The sequence below is a fragment of the Actinomyces sp. HMSC075C01 genome (assembly GCF_001812965.1).
GTDB classification, from domain to species: Bacteria; Actinomycetota; Actinomycetes; order Actinomycetales; family Actinomycetaceae; genus Actinomyces; species Actinomyces acetigenes.
This window is the reverse complement of record NZ_KV810986.1, coordinates 64,983-81,048: the sequence shown is the minus strand read 5'-3', so window position 1 is coordinate 81,048 and position 16,066 is coordinate 64,983. Positions and strand designations below refer to the sequence as shown.

The 16,066-nt window shown below is 68.9% G+C and carries 17 protein-coding genes; 10 read left to right on the top strand and 7 right to left on the bottom strand.

The features are described from left to right. The first annotated feature begins 179 nt into the window (after window positions 1–179). The 8 genes from HMPREF2883_RS05680 (at window position 180) to HMPREF2883_RS05645 (ending at window position 7,274) form a co-directional block, all read left to right on the top strand. Window positions 180–1,055, top strand: coding sequence for a CE1758 family FMN-dependent luciferase-like monooxygenase (locus HMPREF2883_RS05680; RefSeq protein WP_218079127.1), 876 nt, complete (start codon window positions 180–182; stop codon window positions 1,053–1,055). Window positions 1,056–1,064: 9 nt separating this feature from the next. After that, the gene (locus HMPREF2883_RS05675; protein ID WP_070659570.1) at window positions 1,065–1,385 is read left to right on the top strand and encodes an NADPH-dependent FMN reductase family protein; all 321 of its coding nucleotides are present in this window, start codon (window positions 1,065–1,067) and stop codon (window positions 1,383–1,385) included. Window positions 1,386–1,727: 342 nt separating this feature from the next. Continuing rightward, window positions 1,728–3,833 carry a transcription termination factor Rho gene (gene rho / locus HMPREF2883_RS05670; RefSeq protein WP_070659568.1) on the top strand — a complete coding sequence of 702 codons (2,106 nt, stop codon included), beginning with the start codon at window positions 1,728–1,730 and terminating at the stop codon, window positions 3,831–3,833. A gap of 140 nt (window positions 3,834–3,973) precedes the next feature. After that, window positions 3,974–4,186, top strand: coding sequence for a 50S ribosomal protein L31 (rpmE, locus tag HMPREF2883_RS05665; RefSeq protein WP_003782958.1), 213 nt, complete (start codon window positions 3,974–3,976; stop codon window positions 4,184–4,186). Between the two features lie 119 nt (window positions 4,187–4,305). Further along, window positions 4,306–5,400, top strand: coding sequence for a peptide chain release factor 1 (gene prfA, locus HMPREF2883_RS05660; protein ID WP_070659566.1), 1,095 nt, complete (start codon window positions 4,306–4,308; stop codon window positions 5,398–5,400). Continuing rightward, the gene (prmC, locus tag HMPREF2883_RS05655) at window positions 5,390–6,286 is read left to right on the top strand and encodes a peptide chain release factor N(5)-glutamine methyltransferase (protein WP_070659564.1); all 897 of its coding nucleotides are present in this window, start codon (window positions 5,390–5,392) and stop codon (window positions 6,284–6,286) included. The genes prfA and prmC overlap by 11 nt, the downstream gene beginning before the upstream one ends. Before the next feature lie 104 nt (window positions 6,287–6,390). After that, window positions 6,391–6,696: a nucleotidyltransferase family protein gene (locus HMPREF2883_RS05650; RefSeq protein ID WP_070659562.1), complete on the top strand. Its 306-nt coding sequence runs from the start codon at window positions 6,391–6,393 to the stop codon at window positions 6,694–6,696. A 185-nt stretch (window positions 6,697–6,881) separates the two neighbouring features. Beyond that, on the top strand, window positions 6,882–7,274 hold the full coding sequence (locus HMPREF2883_RS05645) for a VOC family protein (protein ID WP_070659560.1): 393 nt from the start codon (window positions 6,882–6,884) through the stop codon (window positions 7,272–7,274). Here the strand turns inward: HMPREF2883_RS05645 and HMPREF2883_RS15475 are convergent. The 5 genes from HMPREF2883_RS15475 to HMPREF2883_RS05625 all read right to left on the bottom strand — a co-directional run bounded on the left by HMPREF2883_RS15475 (window position 7,211) and on the right by HMPREF2883_RS05625 (window position 10,395). Continuing rightward, entirely contained in the window at window positions 7,211–7,450 is a 240-nt protein-coding gene (locus HMPREF2883_RS15475; RefSeq protein ID WP_256277353.1) for a helix-turn-helix domain-containing protein, read from the bottom strand. The genes HMPREF2883_RS05645 and HMPREF2883_RS15475 overlap by 64 nt on opposite strands. Beyond that, window positions 7,451–7,921 carry a DUF6597 domain-containing transcriptional factor gene (locus HMPREF2883_RS05640; RefSeq protein ID WP_256277352.1) on the bottom strand — a complete coding sequence of 157 codons (471 nt, stop codon included), beginning with the start codon at window positions 7,919–7,921 and terminating at the stop codon, window positions 7,451–7,453. A gap of 110 nt (window positions 7,922–8,031) precedes the next feature. Then, window positions 8,032–8,496 (bottom strand): MarR family winged helix-turn-helix transcriptional regulator, encoded by a 465-nt coding sequence (locus tag HMPREF2883_RS05635; RefSeq protein WP_256277351.1) that lies wholly within the window; start codon window positions 8,494–8,496, stop codon window positions 8,032–8,034. Between the two features lie 35 nt (window positions 8,497–8,531). Then, the gene (locus HMPREF2883_RS05630) at window positions 8,532–9,527 is read right to left on the bottom strand and encodes an NADP-dependent oxidoreductase (RefSeq protein ID WP_070659559.1); all 996 of its coding nucleotides are present in this window, start codon (window positions 9,525–9,527) and stop codon (window positions 8,532–8,534) included. A 232-nt stretch (window positions 9,528–9,759) separates the two neighbouring features. Further along, a complete protein-coding gene (locus tag HMPREF2883_RS05625) occupies window positions 9,760–10,395 on the bottom strand; it encodes a DJ-1/PfpI family protein (RefSeq protein ID WP_070659557.1) in 636 nt (211 codons plus the stop codon). Window positions 10,396–10,508: 113 nt separating this feature from the next. On the opposite strand from HMPREF2883_RS05625, the gene HMPREF2883_RS05620 reads away from it, so the two are divergent. Both HMPREF2883_RS05620 and HMPREF2883_RS05615 read left to right on the top strand, forming a co-directional pair. Next, on the top strand, window positions 10,509–13,415 hold the full coding sequence (locus HMPREF2883_RS05620; protein WP_070659554.1) for a UvrD-helicase domain-containing protein: 2,907 nt from the start codon (window positions 10,509–10,511) through the stop codon (window positions 13,413–13,415). A 115-nt stretch (window positions 13,416–13,530) separates the two neighbouring features. Further along, window positions 13,531–14,526 carry a CPBP family intramembrane glutamic endopeptidase gene (locus tag HMPREF2883_RS05615; RefSeq protein ID WP_070659552.1) on the top strand — a complete coding sequence of 332 codons (996 nt, stop codon included), beginning with the start codon at window positions 13,531–13,533 and terminating at the stop codon, window positions 14,524–14,526. Between the two features lie 147 nt (window positions 14,527–14,673). Here HMPREF2883_RS05615 and HMPREF2883_RS05610 read toward each other — a convergent pair whose 3' ends face one another. Then, window positions 14,674–15,393, bottom strand: a complete 720-nt coding sequence (locus HMPREF2883_RS05610) for a nitroreductase (protein WP_070659550.1) — start codon at window positions 15,391–15,393, stop codon at window positions 14,674–14,676. Continuing rightward, complete coding sequence (locus HMPREF2883_RS05605; protein WP_070659548.1) at window positions 15,390–16,055, bottom strand: sugar O-acetyltransferase; 666 nt, start codon at window positions 16,053–16,055, stop codon at window positions 15,390–15,392. Before HMPREF2883_RS05605 ends, HMPREF2883_RS05610 begins: the two co-directional genes overlap by 4 nt. Window positions 16,056–16,066 lie beyond the last annotated feature (11 nt).

The following is a 16,066-nucleotide window of genomic DNA, read 5'->3' as shown; positions in this document are numbered from 1 at the left end:
ATCCGAAACTCCCAGAAGTCATGAGACAACACAGAATCCCCGGTGAGGCGGCAGAGCCCTGCTTCCACATGGGGCGTGCACCACATCTAGATGGTTGAGAAATAAACATAGACCTCTCCAGTTCTCTCAGTACACAAGAAATCATTGAATACCAGTGTTGAGAACAGGGAGGACGTCTTATGCAGTTCGGAATCTTCACGGTTGGAGACATCACCACTGACCCGGCCACCGGCAAGGCCCCCAGTGAGCACCAGCGCATCAAGAACACCGTCGAGATGGCAGTCCTGGCCGAGCAGGCGGGTCTGGACTCCTTCGCCACCGGGGAGTACCACAACCCGCCCTTCGCGCCGTCGTCACCCACGACCCTGCTGGCCAACATCGCTGCACGCACGGACAAGATGCTCCTGACCACCGCGACCACTCTTATCACCACCAACGACCCAGTGCGTCTGGCTGAGGAGTACGCCTACCTTCAGCACCTCTCCGACGGACGCGTCGACCTCGTGATGGGGCGAGGCAACACCGGCCCCGTCTACCCCTGGTTCGGCAAGGACATCCGCAAGGGCATCTCGCTCGCGGTGGAGAACTACGACCTGCTGCGCCGCCTGTGGCGCGAGACCAACGTGGACTGGGAGGGTGAGTTCCGCACCGCGCTGCAGGACTTCACCTCCATGCCTCGCCCGCTCGACGGCGTCCCGCCCTTCGTATGGCACGCCTCCATCCGCTCGCCGCAGATTGCCGAGCAGGCCGCCTACTACGGAGACGGCTACCTGCACAACAACATCTTCTGGCCCATCGACCATGTCAAGAAGATGGTCGACCTCTACCGCGAACGCTTCGCTTTCTACGGCCACGGCAAGCCCGAGCAGGCGATCGTGGGTCTGGGTGGACAGATCTTCGCCGCGAGGAACGAGGCCGAGGCCATCGAGCGCTACACCCCCTACTTCCGTAACACCTACGTCTACCAGGGGAGTCGCTGGAGGGGACCGAGCCTCCGGCTGAAAAGCCCTTCTCCATGTCCAACGAGTTCGACCCGCTCACGGGCCGGAAGGTGAGGATCTGAGATGGCATGGGAAACCTTCGACATGACGAGTGACAAGCAGGAGATGGATGACATGACCGCTGACACGACTACGCCCATCGCCTCGTCCGGGGGCACCCAGTCCCTGGCCGGATCGCCGACCGCTGTCTTCGCGGCCAGTGAGGACTTCGGCGCGGCCTGGCAGACGCCGTCATCCTCCGAGAGGCCCGAGGCTCCCTTGAACGAGCGCGTGGCCAGGGCAGGGCGGGAGCTGGCCACACTCATGGAGCGCTTCCCGCGCCAGGCGCCGGTTGACCCGTTGGCCGACTTCGCGCCCATGGGGGCGCTTCTCGCAGGTCGCTGAAGGCGCGATCCCGAGAGCTTGGAGGACAGGAGCCGACTCGAGTGAGCCCGAGTCGATCACCCCGATGGGGTCGACGTGGCGAGGGACGTCGTGGGTGGAATAACGGCGGCATCCCCGACGTTACTCGCCGGTGTTTCGTTAGGCACTGCGCGAATGGGCTGCTATGCTGACGCCGTCGGCCGCGCGGATTGCACCACGCCGCTGACCGCACCAGCCCCGGACCTGAGGCTCAGGCCTCAGCAGAAGCCGGCAGTGCATGACCCACCCCGTGAATGATTCCGGGGAAGTCTCCCCAGTTGAACGTCTCCTCCCGCGGAGCGTCATCACACCGTTAGGACACTCGTGACCGAGACCTCCAGCGCCCAGCCCTCGCTTTCCACCATGCGTCTGGCCGAGCTTCAGTCGCTCGCCAGCTCCATGGGGCTCACGGGCACCTCCCGCATGCGTAAGAGTGAGCTCGTCGCCGCCATCCGTCAGGCACGCAGCTCCTCCTCCGCCTCCACTCCCGACTCCCACAGTGCGTCGAAGAGCTCGCCCGACGCCGGGGCGACCGACGCCGCCGACTCCTCTGCCTCCACCTCATCAGCCAGTGAGGACTCACCCGAGCAGCCCCGGGCTGCCGCCTCAGGAGGCTCCCGCCGCCGCCGTGCCACCGCGGCCTCCGGTGCCCCCGAGGAGCGTCAGCCCGCGCCGGCCCTCGACCTGGGCCTTGAACTGCCCGATCGCTCCGGCCCCTCCGGCAGCGGCTCGGACAGCAGCTCCGGCCGTGACGAGGAGCGCCCCGCACGCAGTCGGTGGCGTGAGCGCGCCGAGCGCTCCGAGACCGCTGATGGTGACGACCGCGACTCCTACGGCCGCTCGGAGCGGGGCGATCGCTCCTCGCGCGATCAGTTCCGCCGTGGCCGCCGGCGCGTCCAGGCCTCCGCTGGCGCCCCCGAGAACCAGGAGCGCGCCTCGCGCGAGCCCCGTACCGACTCGCCCGAGGACCACGCCGACGCCAAGGCCGCTCTCATGCGGGACCTGGCCGACGCCACCGGGACCTCCGTCGTCGAGCCCCAGGAGCGTTCGCGCCGGGGCCGTGACGGCAACGATGACTCCGACGGCTACGACGACGAGCGCGGGGGGCGTCGTCGTCGGGGCCGCAAGCGCGGACGCGACCGCTTCGACCGCGATGACCGCGACTCCGGCCGCGAGGGCCGGGACGGCTCCGCGGGGCGCGGCCACCGCAACCAGCCGCGCGAGGACGAGGTCCTCCTGCCGGTCGCCGGCATCCTGGACGTCACCGACAACCAGCACGCCTACCTGCGCACCTCCGGGTACCTGCCCGGCCCCAAGGACGTCTACGTCTCCAACCAGCTCATCAAGGACAACGGGCTGCGTGCCGGCGACGCCGTGACCGGCTGGGTCCGTGAGGGCGGGGAGTCCTCCACGACCCACCAGGGCGGGCGCAACAACCGCCGTCAGAACCGGGCCGGCCGGGTCAAGTACAACCCCATGGTCAGCGTCGAGACCGTCAACGGCATGGACGCCGAGCGCTCCAAGCGCCGCCCCGAGTTCGCCAAGCTCACCCCCCTCTACCCCCAGGAGCAGCTGCGTCTGGAGACCACGCCCAAGGCCGTCACCCCGCGGATCATCGACCTGGTCTCGCCCATCGGCAAGGGGCAGCGCGGGCTCATCGTCTCCCCGCCCAAGGCGGGTAAGACGATCGTCCTGCAGCAGATCGCCAACGCCATCAGCGTCAACAACCCCGAGGCCCACCTCATGGTCGTGCTCGTCGACGAGCGCCCCGAGGAGGTCACCGACATGCAGCGCACGGTCAAGGGCGAGGTCATCGCCTCCACCTTCGACCGCCCCGCCTCCGACCACACGATCGTGGCCGAGCTGGCCATCGAGCGCGCCAAGCGCCTCGTGGAGCTGGGCCAGGACGTCGTCGTGCTGCTGGACTCCATCACCCGGCTCGGGCGCGCCTACAACCTGGCGGCCCCGGCCAGCGGTCGGATCCTCTCCGGTGGTGTGGACGCTTCCGCCCTCTACCCGCCCAAGCGCTTCTTCGGGGCGGCCCGCAACGTGGAGAACGGCGGCAGCCTGACCATCCTGGCCACGGCCCTGGTGGAGACCGGCTCCAAGATGGATGAGGTCATCTTCGAGGAGTTCAAGGGGACCGGAAACATGGAGCTGCGGCTGTCGCGCCAGCTCGCCGACAAGCGCATCTTCCCGGCTGTGGACGTGGCGGCCTCCGGCACTCGTCGCGAGGAGCTGCTCATCGACCCCGCCCAGCTCAAGATCATGTGGCGCCTGCGCCGCCTCTTCGCCGGGCTGGAGCAGCAGCAGGCCATCGAGCTGGTGCTCTCCAAGCTCAAGGACACCCAGTCCAACGCCGAGTTCCTCATGGTGCTGTCCAAGACCACCCCGGCCGGCACCTCCCTGGCCGACGGCGAGGGCGAGTAACGCAACCGGCCAGGTGCCCGGTCTCACGCGGTAAAACCGTTGCACGGGCCGGCGGCCGGTGGCATAGTCTGCTGCTGGCCTCCGGTTCACCCTCGCTCCCGCGTGGGACCCGGGACCCTCTGACGCTTAAGGAGAAACCTATGAAGCAGGGCATCCACCCCGACTACGTGGCCACCACGGTCACGTGCACCTGTGGCAACACCTTCGAGACCCGCTCTACCGTCACCTCCGGTGAGATCCGCGTGGACGTGTGCTCGGCCTGCCACCCGTTCTACACCGGCAAGCAGAAGATCCTCGACACCGGTGGCCGCGTTGCCCGCTTCGAGGCCCGGTACGGCAAGCGCAGCAAGTAGCCGCGTCTCACGACGCCGGCGGCCGGCTCCCAGAGTCGCCGTCGGCGTCGTTTGCATATCGCACGAGTGCCGCTGGTGCCCGTCAGCACGACTCCTAGCCAGTGAAGGAACCCGAGTCCATGAGTGAGGACTTCTCCGCCGCAGAGCCGCTCCTGGCCGAGTACGCGGACATCGAGGCCGAGATGGCCGGGCCCGCGGCCGCTGACCCCGGTGCCATGCGACGGCTGGGGCGCCGCTACGCCGAGCTGGGCAGGGTCGTGTCCGCCTACCGGGCCTGGCAGTCGGCCAGCGCCGACCTGGCCGACGCCCGCGAGCTGGCCGTGGAGGATGAGGACTTCGCAGCCGAGGTGCCGGCCCTGGAGGCCGCCGAGGCCGCTGCCGGGGAGCGCCTGCGCGAGGTCCTTGTGCCCCGGGATCCTGACGACTCCCGCGACGTCATCATCGAGGTCAAGGCCGGTGAGGGCGGTGAGGAGTCGGCGCTGTTCGCCTCCGACCTGGCCCGCATGTACTCCCGCTACGCCGAACGGCAGGGGTGGGCCGTGGAGGTCCTGGACGCCACCGACTCCGACCTAGGCGGTTACAAGGACGTGCGCCTGGCCATCAAGGCCCGCGGGCCCGTGGAGCCCCAGGACGGGGCGTGGGCGCACCTGAAGTACGAGGGCGGCGTCCACCGCGTCCAGCGCGTCCCGGTCACCGAGTCCCAGGGGCGCATCCACACCTCCGCGGCCGGCGTCCTGGTCATGCCGGAGGCCGACGACCCCGGTGAGCTCCAGATCGACGCCGCCGACCTGCGCATCGACGTCTTCCGCTCCTCGGGCCCGGGAGGCCAGAGCGTCAACACCACGGACTCGGCCGTGCGCATCACGCACCTGCCCACGGGGATCGTCGTGTCCATGCAGAACGAGAAGTCTCAGCTGCAGAACAAGGAGGCGGCCATGCGGGTCCTGCGGGCCCGGCTCCTGGCCGAGCGTGCGGCGGCGGCGGCCGCCGAGGCGGCGCAGGCCCGTCGCAGTCAGGTGCGCACTGTGGACCGCTCCGAGCGCATCCGCACCTACAATTTCCCTGAGAACCGGATCGCCGACCACCGCACCGGCTTCAAGGCCTACAACCTTGACGCCGTTCTTGACGGTGATCTCGGCCCGGTGATCGCCTCGGCCATCGCCATGGACGAGGCTGAACGATTATCCCAGGTGGGTGAGGGCAGTGGTTCCTGAGTTGTGTGGCGGCGCGCCTGCGGGCGCGGTGGACCGCTACGGGCTGCGGGCGCTGGTGCGCCAGGCGGCAGGTCGGCTGGCTGCGGCCGGTGTGACCAGCCCGCAGGTCGATGCCCGAATCCTGGCCGAGCACCTGTTGGGGCGCGCCCTGCTGCTGGCCGACGGCGCCGACGGCGACTTCCCGGCCGCCTATGACGCGCTGGTGCTGCGTCGCGAGTGCCGTGAGCCCCTCCAGCACATCATCGGCCGCATGTGGCTGCGGGGCGCCGAGCTCATCAGCCGTCCCGGCGTGTTCATCGTGCGCCCGGAGACCGAGGTGGTGGCCGGGGCCGCCATTGAGGCGGCCCGCGAGGTGATGGACGGCGGCGGGGGAGTGGTCCTGACCGCCGACCTGTGCACCGGCTCGGGCGCGATCGCGGCCTGCGTCGCCAAGGAGGTGCCGGGAGCCCGGGTGGTCGCCGTTGAGGTCAGCGAGACCGCCGCGTCCCTGGCCCGCGAGAACTGTGAGCGGCTGGTGCCCGGTCGGGTTGAGGTGATTCACGCCGACGCCACCGACCCGCTGGTCCTTCACGACCTCAACGGGCAGGTCGACGTCGTCGTCTCCAACCCGCCCTACGTTCCAGCCGGCGCCGTGGAGGACGCCGAGACGGCCCAGCACGAGCCCACTGTGGCGCTCTATGGCGGGGGCCCTGACGGGCTGGAGATTCCGATTGACGTCTTGGTGCGCTCGGTCGCGCTGCTGCGCACCGGCGGGGTGCTCGTCATGGAGCACGACCACGAGCAGGGGGCGCTGCTGCGCGCGGCCGCGCTCGGGGCCGGGTTCAAGCAGGCCGAAACCGGCCAGGACCTCACCGGCCGCGACCGCTACCTGCGCGCCGTGCGGTAGGTATTTCGGTAGGCGAGGCAAAGATGGCTGGGCCGCCTACCGCCTCGGCGGCCGACGTAGTTGGTTCTCTGGTCATCGTTCCGCGGTTCTGAGAGAATAGCTCTGTGACTGTGAAAGTGGCAATCGATACCAAGGCGCTATCGGAGGCATGCGCCAGGTTCGGTGTTGCGCGATTGCGTGTCTTCGGATCAGTGCTTACCGATCATTTTGATCCCCAAGCCAGCGACATCGACTTTCTTGTCGACTTCCAGACGGGCCGGGAGGATCGATTCGCGGACTTCTTCGGCCTGCAGGATGAGTTGACGAGGATCTTCGGAAGAAAGATTGACCTGGTCGTTGCTGAGTCGGTCAAGAATCCTTACTACAAGTCCTCGGTGCTGAGGGGTGCCGAGGATGTCTATGCGGCCTGAGCGACGGCGTTAGATTTGGGTTGATCTTGGCGTCGCGGGTACTTGTGATGGCACCGTGATGCTTGCTCGCATTCGGTGAGCTGAGGTGTCGCGGATTGAGCGTGTGTGGGCTCGTCCTTCAAGGGCCTGGAGGTCGTGGCCGTTCTGTTCAAGACGTGGTGGTGTAGGTGGCCTAGGGTGCCGCTATGGCACTACGACTTGGATTCATCGGCATCGTGACTCGCGACATGTCTGCCTCACTCTCCTTCTACCGTCTGCTTGGAGCGCCCGTCCCCGAAGGGAACGACGAGCCTCATGTCGATACCAGACTTGACGACGGCACCGTTCTGGCGTGGGACACCATCGATCTCATTCGCAGCCTCGACCCTGGTTATGAGTCGCCCTCGGGAGGTCACCGCATCGCCCTGGCCTTCGATCAGGGGACGGTGAGTGCCGTGGACGATACCTATGCCAGGCTCGTCCAAGCAGGATACGAAGGCCGCACCAAGCCATGGGATGCTCCCTGGGGACAGCGCTACGCCACGGTGCTCGATCCTGACGGCAACAGCGTCGACCTCTTCGCGGCCTTGGAGAACTGAGCCGGCGTCGCCCCGACCAAGCGCGTGAACTCACGAGTCATATGTGACTGATCCGCATAACCCGTAGTCACTGACACATCGGCCAGTGAAAGTCCCCGCTGGAGAAGCGAGCGGGCCTGGAGCGACCGCCCGACACGTACCAGAGTGGCGTACCCGTAGCCGAAGGTCTCCAGCATTCATCTGCGCAGCGTGCGCTCCGACCAGTCCAGAGCCCGGGCGGCATCTCGGGCTGACGCTCCGGTCCGGGCGAGTCGGTGCGCCGTCGTCACCCACGGCTCCGCCTGGTCAACAAGCAGCTCAGAGAGCACGAGATCGGGCCGGGAAGCGTTGCTCGCTCGCATCATCAGGTCGTACAAGGCAACCGCCTCCGACCCCAACGCGGTACGCAGCTCCACTACTCGGTTCCTCAGCTCACCGAGCGCAACGGGCAGGACCTTGCGAGCGGTGCCCGCCTCCAACCTCAAACCGACAGTCGGCTGAATGCCGTCGGCGGGAGCGTGGATGACACGAGTCTGCGGGCCGCACAGGAGTACCTGCTCGCTGCGGACGATGAGGTCGACGCATCCGTCAGCGGGAACGATGGCGGCGCTGCCGCCCGCCGATTGCCAGAGCGTGCGCTGCTCACTCAGAACCGTCTCGGAGTACACCTCTCTATCGTGGAGCCGTGAGCGATGCGAGTCCAGAGACCTGTCGAGGATGGACCGTCAGAGTGGATCCGGCACTGTGCGTATACGCGCGTGGGGAAGTATTAGCGAGCTCAGAAGTTGTCGCCGTCCTTGGTTGATAGCTGCTCTGCCGATTCGTGGATCACCGTCGTGGCGTCCTCCAAGAACTCAATGAGCTGATCGACCCGGCTCTCGGGCCAGCCGTCCACCAGGGCGGTCAGTCTCCGGTTGGCGGGCAGGAATATCTCGGCAAGACGATCAGCGCTTGTGGCGTGGATGGTGAAGGATCGCAGGTCCGTCTCACTGGGGCGACGCTCAACCCATCCATCGCGGACGAGTCGCCGCAGCACACTCGTCATTGTTGTCGTCCCCATCCGAGTGCGGCGGGCGAGGGCAGTGGGGGTCTGCGGACCGTCGCGGTGCAGGGCGTCGAGTACCGCAAGATCACTGTCGTTGAGCCCAGTTTTCGCAGCGACAGCGCGATTGCTGGCGGCGAGCTCGCTATTCATGGCGCGCAGCGCCCGGATGAGACGCTGATCGTGAATCCCTCTGCCCAAGCGGCCCTCCTGATCGAGGTGAACATGGATGAGTGTCAGGATAGATCGATGACGAGCTTGCCGCGGACGTGGCCCTTTGCCAGCTCGGTGTAGGCGGCGCGAATCTGCTCCACTGTGAAGGAATAGGTGTGGGCGACCTCAACCTTGATGGCGTCGTCCGCCACCAGCTGTGCCACCTTCTCGAGGTCGCGGCGTCCGTTACTGTGTCGTGAGCCGGTGAACTGCGCGCCCCTGAGGATCGCCGCGGGCGAGGGAACCAGAGTGCCAATGGAACGGCCCGTCAGCCCAAGATCGCGGCCAAGTCGTACGTAGGTACCGCCGTAGCAGTCCAGGAGCTTGGTGACAGGTGAGGGAGCCGCTTCGCGAACCCGGCTGGTCAGATTCTCACCGTAGGTGACTGGAATGGTCCCCAAGGAGCGGAGGTAGTCCACATTGCGGGCGCCGGCGATTCCGATGACGGTCGCGCCTCGGCTCACGGCCAGCTGAGAGGCGACCGAACCCACACCGCCTGCGGCGGCACTGATGACAATGACATCGCCCTCGCGCAGGTTCAGCTGCCTGAATGCGCCGCACGCGGTCTGCGAGGCCACACCCAGACAGGCCGCCTGCGTGAAGGACAGCGGGGCCGGCTTCTTGACGACGCCGTCGGCGGGCGCTACCAGCTCGGTGGTGAGTGCCCCGCGGGTGTCGGCCTGACCGGGAGCACTTCGCAAGGTACCCAGCACGGCATCGCCCACGGAGAGGTCGGTGACGTTGGTACCGACTGCGTCGATGACTCCCGCGAAGTCTCGGGCCACGCCCCTGGGGAAACGGGAGGATGCGCCCTCCAGCCACCGTCGAGGATGAATGACGTGCTGAACCCGTTCAAGCCCTCGCAGGTCGCCTTCGAAGGTCTTGAAGTCGAGGGGATTGAGCCCGACGGCGCGCACCGCGACGCGTACCTCTGCGTCACCGGGTGCCTGCGCCGGGCGCTCGGCCTCCTCCAGGACCTCTGGTCCGCCGAACCTGCGGTACTCGATCGCTCGACCCATGGAAGCCTCCCCGGACTCTCGCGACAGCGAGATGCTGCGCTCACATCCAACTACTACGTGGAACGTATAGTACGAGGTTCGTACTAGGTGGGCAAGGAAGTGTCCTTGGGCGGGCTCTGTGGTCCCTTCGAGGAGAGGTTGCTCAGTCGAGCGGCCGCGGCTTGCCGCTGATGCCAGGGGCGTGTCGTAGTGACTCGTTGTCCTGTGGAGGCAGGCGCTGACCCGTGCCCTCTCAGCTGTTCTGCCAGGCGGCGGTCGCCTCCATGAGCGCCATGTAGTCCTTCTCCCCGGCGTTGAGGAAGACCTGCTCCCAGGCGTCGGCCATCGCATCGGGCACGAGCCCGGTAATCCGCATGACCTCCGCAGTGAAGGGAACCGCGTGAATGCCTGAGGCCGTGGTGACACCCCGGTCAGTCACCACTGGCGCCTCCACGTAGTGGGTGCCGCCGCGGTACCCACTGGCCTCCAGGTAGGAGGCGGCATTCGAGGTGTGGAGGCGCGCGTCCAGGAAACCACCGCGGGCCAGCAGAAGCGTGGCACCGCAGATGGCCGCCACCGGAATCTCCTGTTCCACGAGGCGGCCTACGGTTTCGATGAGCCGCTCGTGTCCGGCCGCGTAGTGGTCCCCTCCAGGGATGACCAGGGCCGCGAGCGAACCATCGTCGGCCAGTGCATTCAGGGCGTCGAGATCGGACTCAGGCGTCAGCGGCAGGTTCCCGAGCGTGCGCACCGGCTCCAGCCCGTCGCCCACAAGCAGCAGCCGAAAGCGCCCGGGTTTGAGCTGCTCCGCGCCCGCGACCTGAGTGGTGAGGTAGGCGTACTCCCAGTCCGCCATGGTCTCGGTCGTGTACAAGGCGATGGTGCGCATCTCGGTTCCTCTCTCAGCGGCTTTCGCAACCTGTTCACAACGTACTGTGAAGGCCGGCAGTGCGGCGGGGAAAGCGGAACGTGTCGGTGGCCTGGCCTAGGCTTGGTCTCACGATGAACGCGATGAACTCCCTCTTCGGCGCCCTGCCCATGCCCGGCTCCGGCGGTGCGGCCACGCCGCCGCCCGAGGCCGCGCTACCCGCCCTCATCCCCACCGCAGGCTCCTTCGACGACGACTCCTGGGCCGAGGTCGAGGCCCCGGAGGAGGACTGGGGTCCCGAGGACGCCCCACCGCCCGAGGACGAGTCCGCCGCGGCCCCCACTTGGGAGGAGCACCAGGACGAGGTCTCCGCCCTGGTCGCCCGCGCCCAGGCCAGTGCTGCCGCGGCCCGCGCCCGGGCCGGCGGCGCCGTGTCCTCGGGCCAGCCCTCCGGCCGGCCCTGGGGGGTGACGGTCTCAGACCCGGCCGAGCTGCTCTCCGGCCTCAACCCCGCCCAGGAGGCCGCCGTCACCCACGCCGGCGCCCCCCTGCTCATTATCGCCGGCGCGGGCTCGGGCAAGACCCGGGTCCTGACCCACCGCATCGCCCACCTCATCGCCACCGGCCGCGCCCGCCCCGGCGAGATCCTGGCCATCACCTTCACCAACAAGGCAGCCGCCGAGATGCGTGAGCGCGTCACCGCCCTGGTCGGGCCCGCCGGCGAACGCATGTGGGTCTCCACCTTCCACTCCGCCTGCGTGCGCATCCTGCGCCGCGAGCACGAGGCCGCCGGCCTGCGCTCCACCTTCTCCATCTACGACGCCGCCGACTCCACCCGCCTCATCACCCTCATCGTGCGCGAGCTGGGCATCGACCCCAAGCGCTTCACCCCCAAGACCTTCGCCCACCGCATCTCCGACCTCAAGAACGAGCTCATCACCCCGGCCCAGTTCGCCGAGCGCGCCGTCACCTCCAACCCCCTCGAACGCCACCTCGCCGAGGTCTACCGCGCCTACGCCCAGCGCCTGAATGCCGCCAACGCCCTGGACTTCGACGACATCATCATGCGCACCGTCGCCCTGCTCCAGACCCGCCCGGCCGTGGCCGAGATGTACCGGCGCCGCTTCCGCCACATCCTGGTCGACGAGTACCAGGACACCAACCACGCCCAGTACGTCCTCGTGCGCGAGCTCGTCGGCGGCCCTGGCACCTCCGGGGCCGGCTCGGCCCTGCCGCCGGGCGAGCTCACCGTCGTCGGCGACTCCGACCAGTCCATCTACGCCTTCCGCGGCGCCACCATCCGCAACATCGAGGAGTTCGAGCAGGACTACCCCTCGGCGCGCACCATCCTGCTGGAGCAGAACTACCGCTCCACCCAGAACATCCTCTCGGCCGCCAACGCCGTCATCTCCCGCAACAGCGGCCGGCGTGAGAAGAACCTGTGGACCGCCGCCGGCGACGGCGCCCCCATCACCGGCTACGTCGCCGACTCCGAGCACGACGAGGCCCGCTGGATCAGCCAGGAGGTCGACCGCCTGGCCGACGAGCACGGCGTGCGCCCCCGCGACGTCGCCGTCTTCTACCGCACCAACGCCCAGTCCCGGGCCCTCGAAGAGGCCTTCATGCGCGCCGGCCAGCCCTACAAGGTCATCGGCGGCACCCGCTTCTACGACCGCCGCGAGATCAAGGACGCCATCGCCTACCTGCGCGCCGTCGACAACCCCGACGACGACGTCAACCTGCGCCGCATCCTCAACGTCCCCAAGCGCGGCCTGGGTGACAAGGCCGAGGGCGCCCTGGCCGAGCACGCCGCCCGCTACTCCGTCTCCTTCGGGCAAGCCGTCGCCGACGCCGCCGGAGCCCCCCGCGAGGCTCAGACAGGCGAGACCGAGGAGACCGGCGGGCAGGCCCCCTCCACCGCAGGGGCCGGCGAGCCGCCCGAGGTCGAGGGCCTGACCACCCGGGCCCGCAACCAGGTGCGCGGCTTCCACGAGCTGCTCACCACCCTGCGCCACATGGTCACCGCCGGAGACGGCGTCGCCGACGTTCTCGACTCCGCCCTGGACGCCTCCGGTTACCTCGCCGAGCTGCGCGCCAGCGACGACCCCCAGGACGCCACCCGCGTGGAGAACCTCGCCGAGCTGCACTCCGTGGCCAGCGACTTCCAGGCCGCCAACCCCGACGGCACCCTGGCCGACTTCCTCGAACGCGTCTCACTCGTGGCCGACTCCGACCAGCTCCCGCCCAGCGCCGACCTGGAGGACGAGGACGCCCGGCAGGCCGAGGAGCAGGGCCAGATCACCCTCATGACCGTCCACACCGCCAAGGGCCTGGAGTTCCCGGTCGTTTTCGTCACCGGCATGGAGGACGGCACCTTCCCCCACGCCCGCTCCCTGACCGAGGAGACCGAGCTCGCCGAGGAACGGCGCCTGGCCTACGTGGCCCTCACCCGCGCCCGCGAGCGCCTCTACCTCACCCGCGCCGCCGTGCGCTCGGCCTGGGGAGCCGCCAACGCCATGCCCGCCTCCCGCTTCCTCGACGACGTTCCGGCCGAGACCATCGACTGGAAGCGCCTGGCCTCCTCCATGGAGGCGCTGCGCGGCGGCGGCACCGGCTGGGGCAGCAGCTGGGGCGAGGGCGGCTTCGGCTCGGGCGGACGGCGCTCGGGCGCCTCCCGGCAGAGCGCCTACTCCGACGACGATGACTTCGCCCCACCCGTGGGCGCAGGCACCAAGCGCTCGGGCAAGCTGGGGCGCGTGGAGACCGCCCAGGACCGGGCCGCCAAGCGCGTCTCCGCCCGTCTCGAGGCTCGCGGCAAGCAGAGCGACTCCTCACCGGCCGCCGCATCACAGGACCTGCCCGCAGCCGTCGCCGGGCTGAGGACCGGTGACCAGGTGCGCCACGACTCCTACGGGGTGGGCACCGTCGTCGGCCTGGAGGGCAAGGGGCGGTCCCTGACCGCCCGCGTCGAGTTCGTCATCGACGGCGCCCCCACCACCAAGCGCCTCATTCTGCGCTACGCCCCCGTCGCCAAAATCTGACGGATCCATCCTTCGCCCACCTCCCGCGGTATCGGACACCGTGCTGAGATCCGTGGGCGCCGGTTCCTCCTGGTGGGGGAGGTGTGGCGACCGGCAGACGGGGAACACTGGGGTCATGAACGCCCCGGCCTCCTCTCCAGCGTCATCGGTAGCGCCTCGGGCGCCTCGCCTTCTGGACCGGCTCGTCCCGGTCAGTCCCCAGTGGCGCATCCCTGCGCGAAAGGCGGAGCGCCTCGGCTGGCTCCAGCTCCTTCTGGGGATCCTGGTCGTCCTCGGCGCTCAGATGATCGTCGGGCTGCTGGCGGCGGCGACTGGACTCGTGCGACACGGGGGCGGGGCGGCAGCCCGGCCGGGTGCCGCGTTCATCGTCGCGGTCAGTGCCGTGCCCCTGACCGTGCTCGGGTACTGGCTGCTGGTGCGCTTCGTCGGTGGCCGGCCCGTCATCGAGCTGGGCGGGCGCGGGGCGGCACTGCGTGAGCTCCTGGCCGGCCTGGCCATGGGTGCGCTGCTCATGTGCACCGTCATCGCGGTCCTGGCCCTGCTCGGTTCCTACCACGTAATGGATGTCGGCTGGAGCACGGGGATCCTCGTCGGCCTCCAAGCTGGTATCGTCGCCGGATTCACCGAGGAGATCCTCGTCAGAGGTGTCATGCTCCGCCTCATCGAGGGGTGGCTGGGGACCTGGTGGGCGCTGGCCATCACCGCGGCGTTCTTCGGCGCCGCCCACCTCGGCAACCCTCAAGCCACCGTCTTCGGTGCGGTGGCGATCGCACTGGAGGCGGGCATCCTGCTGGGCGCCTGCTATCTGCTCACCCGTCGTCTGTGGCTGGCGATCGGGCTGCATGCCGCCTGGAACTTCGTCCAGGGCGGCATCTTCGGCTCCGACATCTCCGGCACCGGGTCGGGACGCGGACTCATCGAGGCCCGCTTCACCGGCCCCGACCTGCTCACCGGCGGAGCCATGGGGATCGAGGCCTCCGTCGTCGCGATCATCGTGTGCACGGCGGCCGGCGTGGCCATGCTGCTGGCGGTCCGCCGGCGCGGGCTCGTTGTCCCGCCCTGCTGGCACCGCCCGCCTCAGGCCGCACTGGACGGCACACAGCCGGCCTAGGATCGGTCACGAAACCAGGACGGAGCACCTTGTGTTCGTATCATAGGGCGCGCGGTCGTACCCTCTACCCCTCGAACGCGAGGCTCAAGGTACGACCGCGACGTTGAGCACCGTGGGCGGTGACGGCGTGAGTCGACCGCAACCGGATCAGCTGCGGCTCGGCACCAGGCGCACGGGGCGCCGCTCGGCCCGGAAGTCGTTGACGGGGGCCTCGGAGGCGTAGCCCAGGGCGAAGCCCGTGATGAGGCGGTAGTCCGACGGCGCCTCGAACTCGGCGTCGAAGGGGCGGCGCCAGGTGGCCAGGACCCCCAGGGGGCAGGAGTCGACGCCGTGGGCCTTGGCGGACAGGAACAGGGTCTGCAGCATGATCCCGGCGTCGAGCGCGGCGAAGGGCATGAGGCCCTGGTGGACCAGGACGAAACCGATGACCGGGGCGCCGAAGGCCTCACAGTTGCGGCGGGCGGCCGCGTCACGGGCATCGCGGTCCTTGCGGGCGATACCCATGTGCGCGTACAGCCGGCCACCGACCGCCTGAGAGTGGGGCAGCAGGTCCGCGGGGTAGGGCGCCCAGGTCCGGTAGTCACCGTCGGGCGCCTTGCCGCTCAGAGCCAGGCGGGCCATCGCCCCGCGCTCCTTGTGCTGTAGGGGGAGGGCAGCGTCGAACTCCTTGACGTAGGCCGCCCGCAGACGGTCCGCCTGCTCACCGGTGGCCAGCGCCACCATGAAGGGGCGCGTGTTCGACCAGCTCGGTGCCTGGCGGGCATCCTCCAGGATCTCCTCGATGACCTCAGGCGGTACGGGATCGGTCCGGAAGTCCCGCACGGAGTGCCGGGAAGCGGCCAGTTCGGAGAAGGCTTCGGGGTTCATTGCGGCGTCTCCTGAGGCAGGTGCTGATGGCGTGGGCCGAAGGTGGAGTCGTCCAGCTGACGCAGGACCCGGGCCGGGTTGCCCACCGCCAGGCTGCTGGCGGGAACGTCCTTGGTGACCACCGAGCCCGCGCCGATGACGCAGTCGTCCCCGATGGTCACGCCGGGGCACACGATGACCCCGCCACCCAGCCACACGTTGTCCCCGATCGTGATGGGATCGGCCGCCTCCAGGGAGCAGGCGCGCGGCGTCGGCTCCAGGGGGTGCACCGGCGTGAGCAGCTGGACGTTCGGGCCGACCTGGCAGTGCGCGCCGATACTGATCCTGGCGACGTCGAGGGCCACGAGCCCGTAGTTGACGAAGGTCCCCTCACCCACGGCGATGTTGTCCCCGTAGTCCACGCGCACCGGCGGCAGCAGGCGAGCCTGATCGCCCAGCCCCGGGATCGCTGAGCGCAGCAGGTCCCAGCAGTCCTCCTCACCCTCGGCGAAGGCCCGCTCGAAACGGTGGAGCATCGTGCGGGCGTGGGCGGCGATCCTGGCGTTGTCCGGGTCGTCGGAGACGTACCAGTCACCGGCGAGCATGCGCTCGCGGTTGGTGCGCTCGTCGCCGACGAAGTAGGGCTCGGCCTCCGGGAAGCGCGGGGTGGGACTCTCACTCATACCCAGCAGCC

Bases quoted from the DNA above. Each gene is read 5' to 3' on its own strand.
- HMPREF2883_RS05680 (WP_218079127.1), top strand. From the start codon at position 180: ATGCAGTTCGGAATCTTCACGGTTGGAGACATCACCACTGACCCGGCC.
- HMPREF2883_RS05675 (WP_070659570.1), top strand. From the start codon at position 1,065: ATGGCATGGGAAACCTTCGACATGACGAGTGACAAGCAGGAGATGGAT.
- rpmE (WP_003782958.1), top strand. From the start codon at position 3,974: ATGAAGCAGGGCATCCACCCCGACTACGTGGCCACCACGGTCACGTGC.
- prfA (WP_070659566.1), top strand. From the start codon at position 4,306: ATGAGTGAGGACTTCTCCGCCGCAGAGCCGCTCCTGGCCGAGTACGCG.
- HMPREF2883_RS05645 (WP_070659560.1), top strand. From the start codon at position 6,882: ATGGCACTACGACTTGGATTCATCGGCATCGTGACTCGCGACATGTCT.
- HMPREF2883_RS15475 (WP_256277353.1), bottom strand. From the start codon at position 7,450: ATGCTGGAGACCTTCGGCTACGGGTACGCCACTCTGGTACGTGTCGGG.
- HMPREF2883_RS05630 (WP_070659559.1), bottom strand. From the start codon at position 9,527: ATGGGTCGAGCGATCGAGTACCGCAGGTTCGGCGGACCAGAGGTCCTG.
- HMPREF2883_RS05625 (WP_070659557.1), bottom strand. From the start codon at position 10,395: ATGCGCACCATCGCCTTGTACACGACCGAGACCATGGCGGACTGGGAG.
- HMPREF2883_RS05620 (WP_070659554.1), top strand. From the start codon at position 10,509: ATGAACGCGATGAACTCCCTCTTCGGCGCCCTGCCCATGCCCGGCTCC.
- HMPREF2883_RS05615 (WP_070659552.1), top strand. From the start codon at position 13,531: ATGAACGCCCCGGCCTCCTCTCCAGCGTCATCGGTAGCGCCTCGGGCG.
- HMPREF2883_RS05610 (WP_070659550.1), bottom strand. From the start codon at position 15,393: ATGAACCCCGAAGCCTTCTCCGAACTGGCCGCTTCCCGGCACTCCGTG.
- HMPREF2883_RS05605 (WP_070659548.1), bottom strand. From the start codon at position 16,055: ATGAGTGAGAGTCCCACCCCGCGCTTCCCGGAGGCCGAGCCCTACTTC.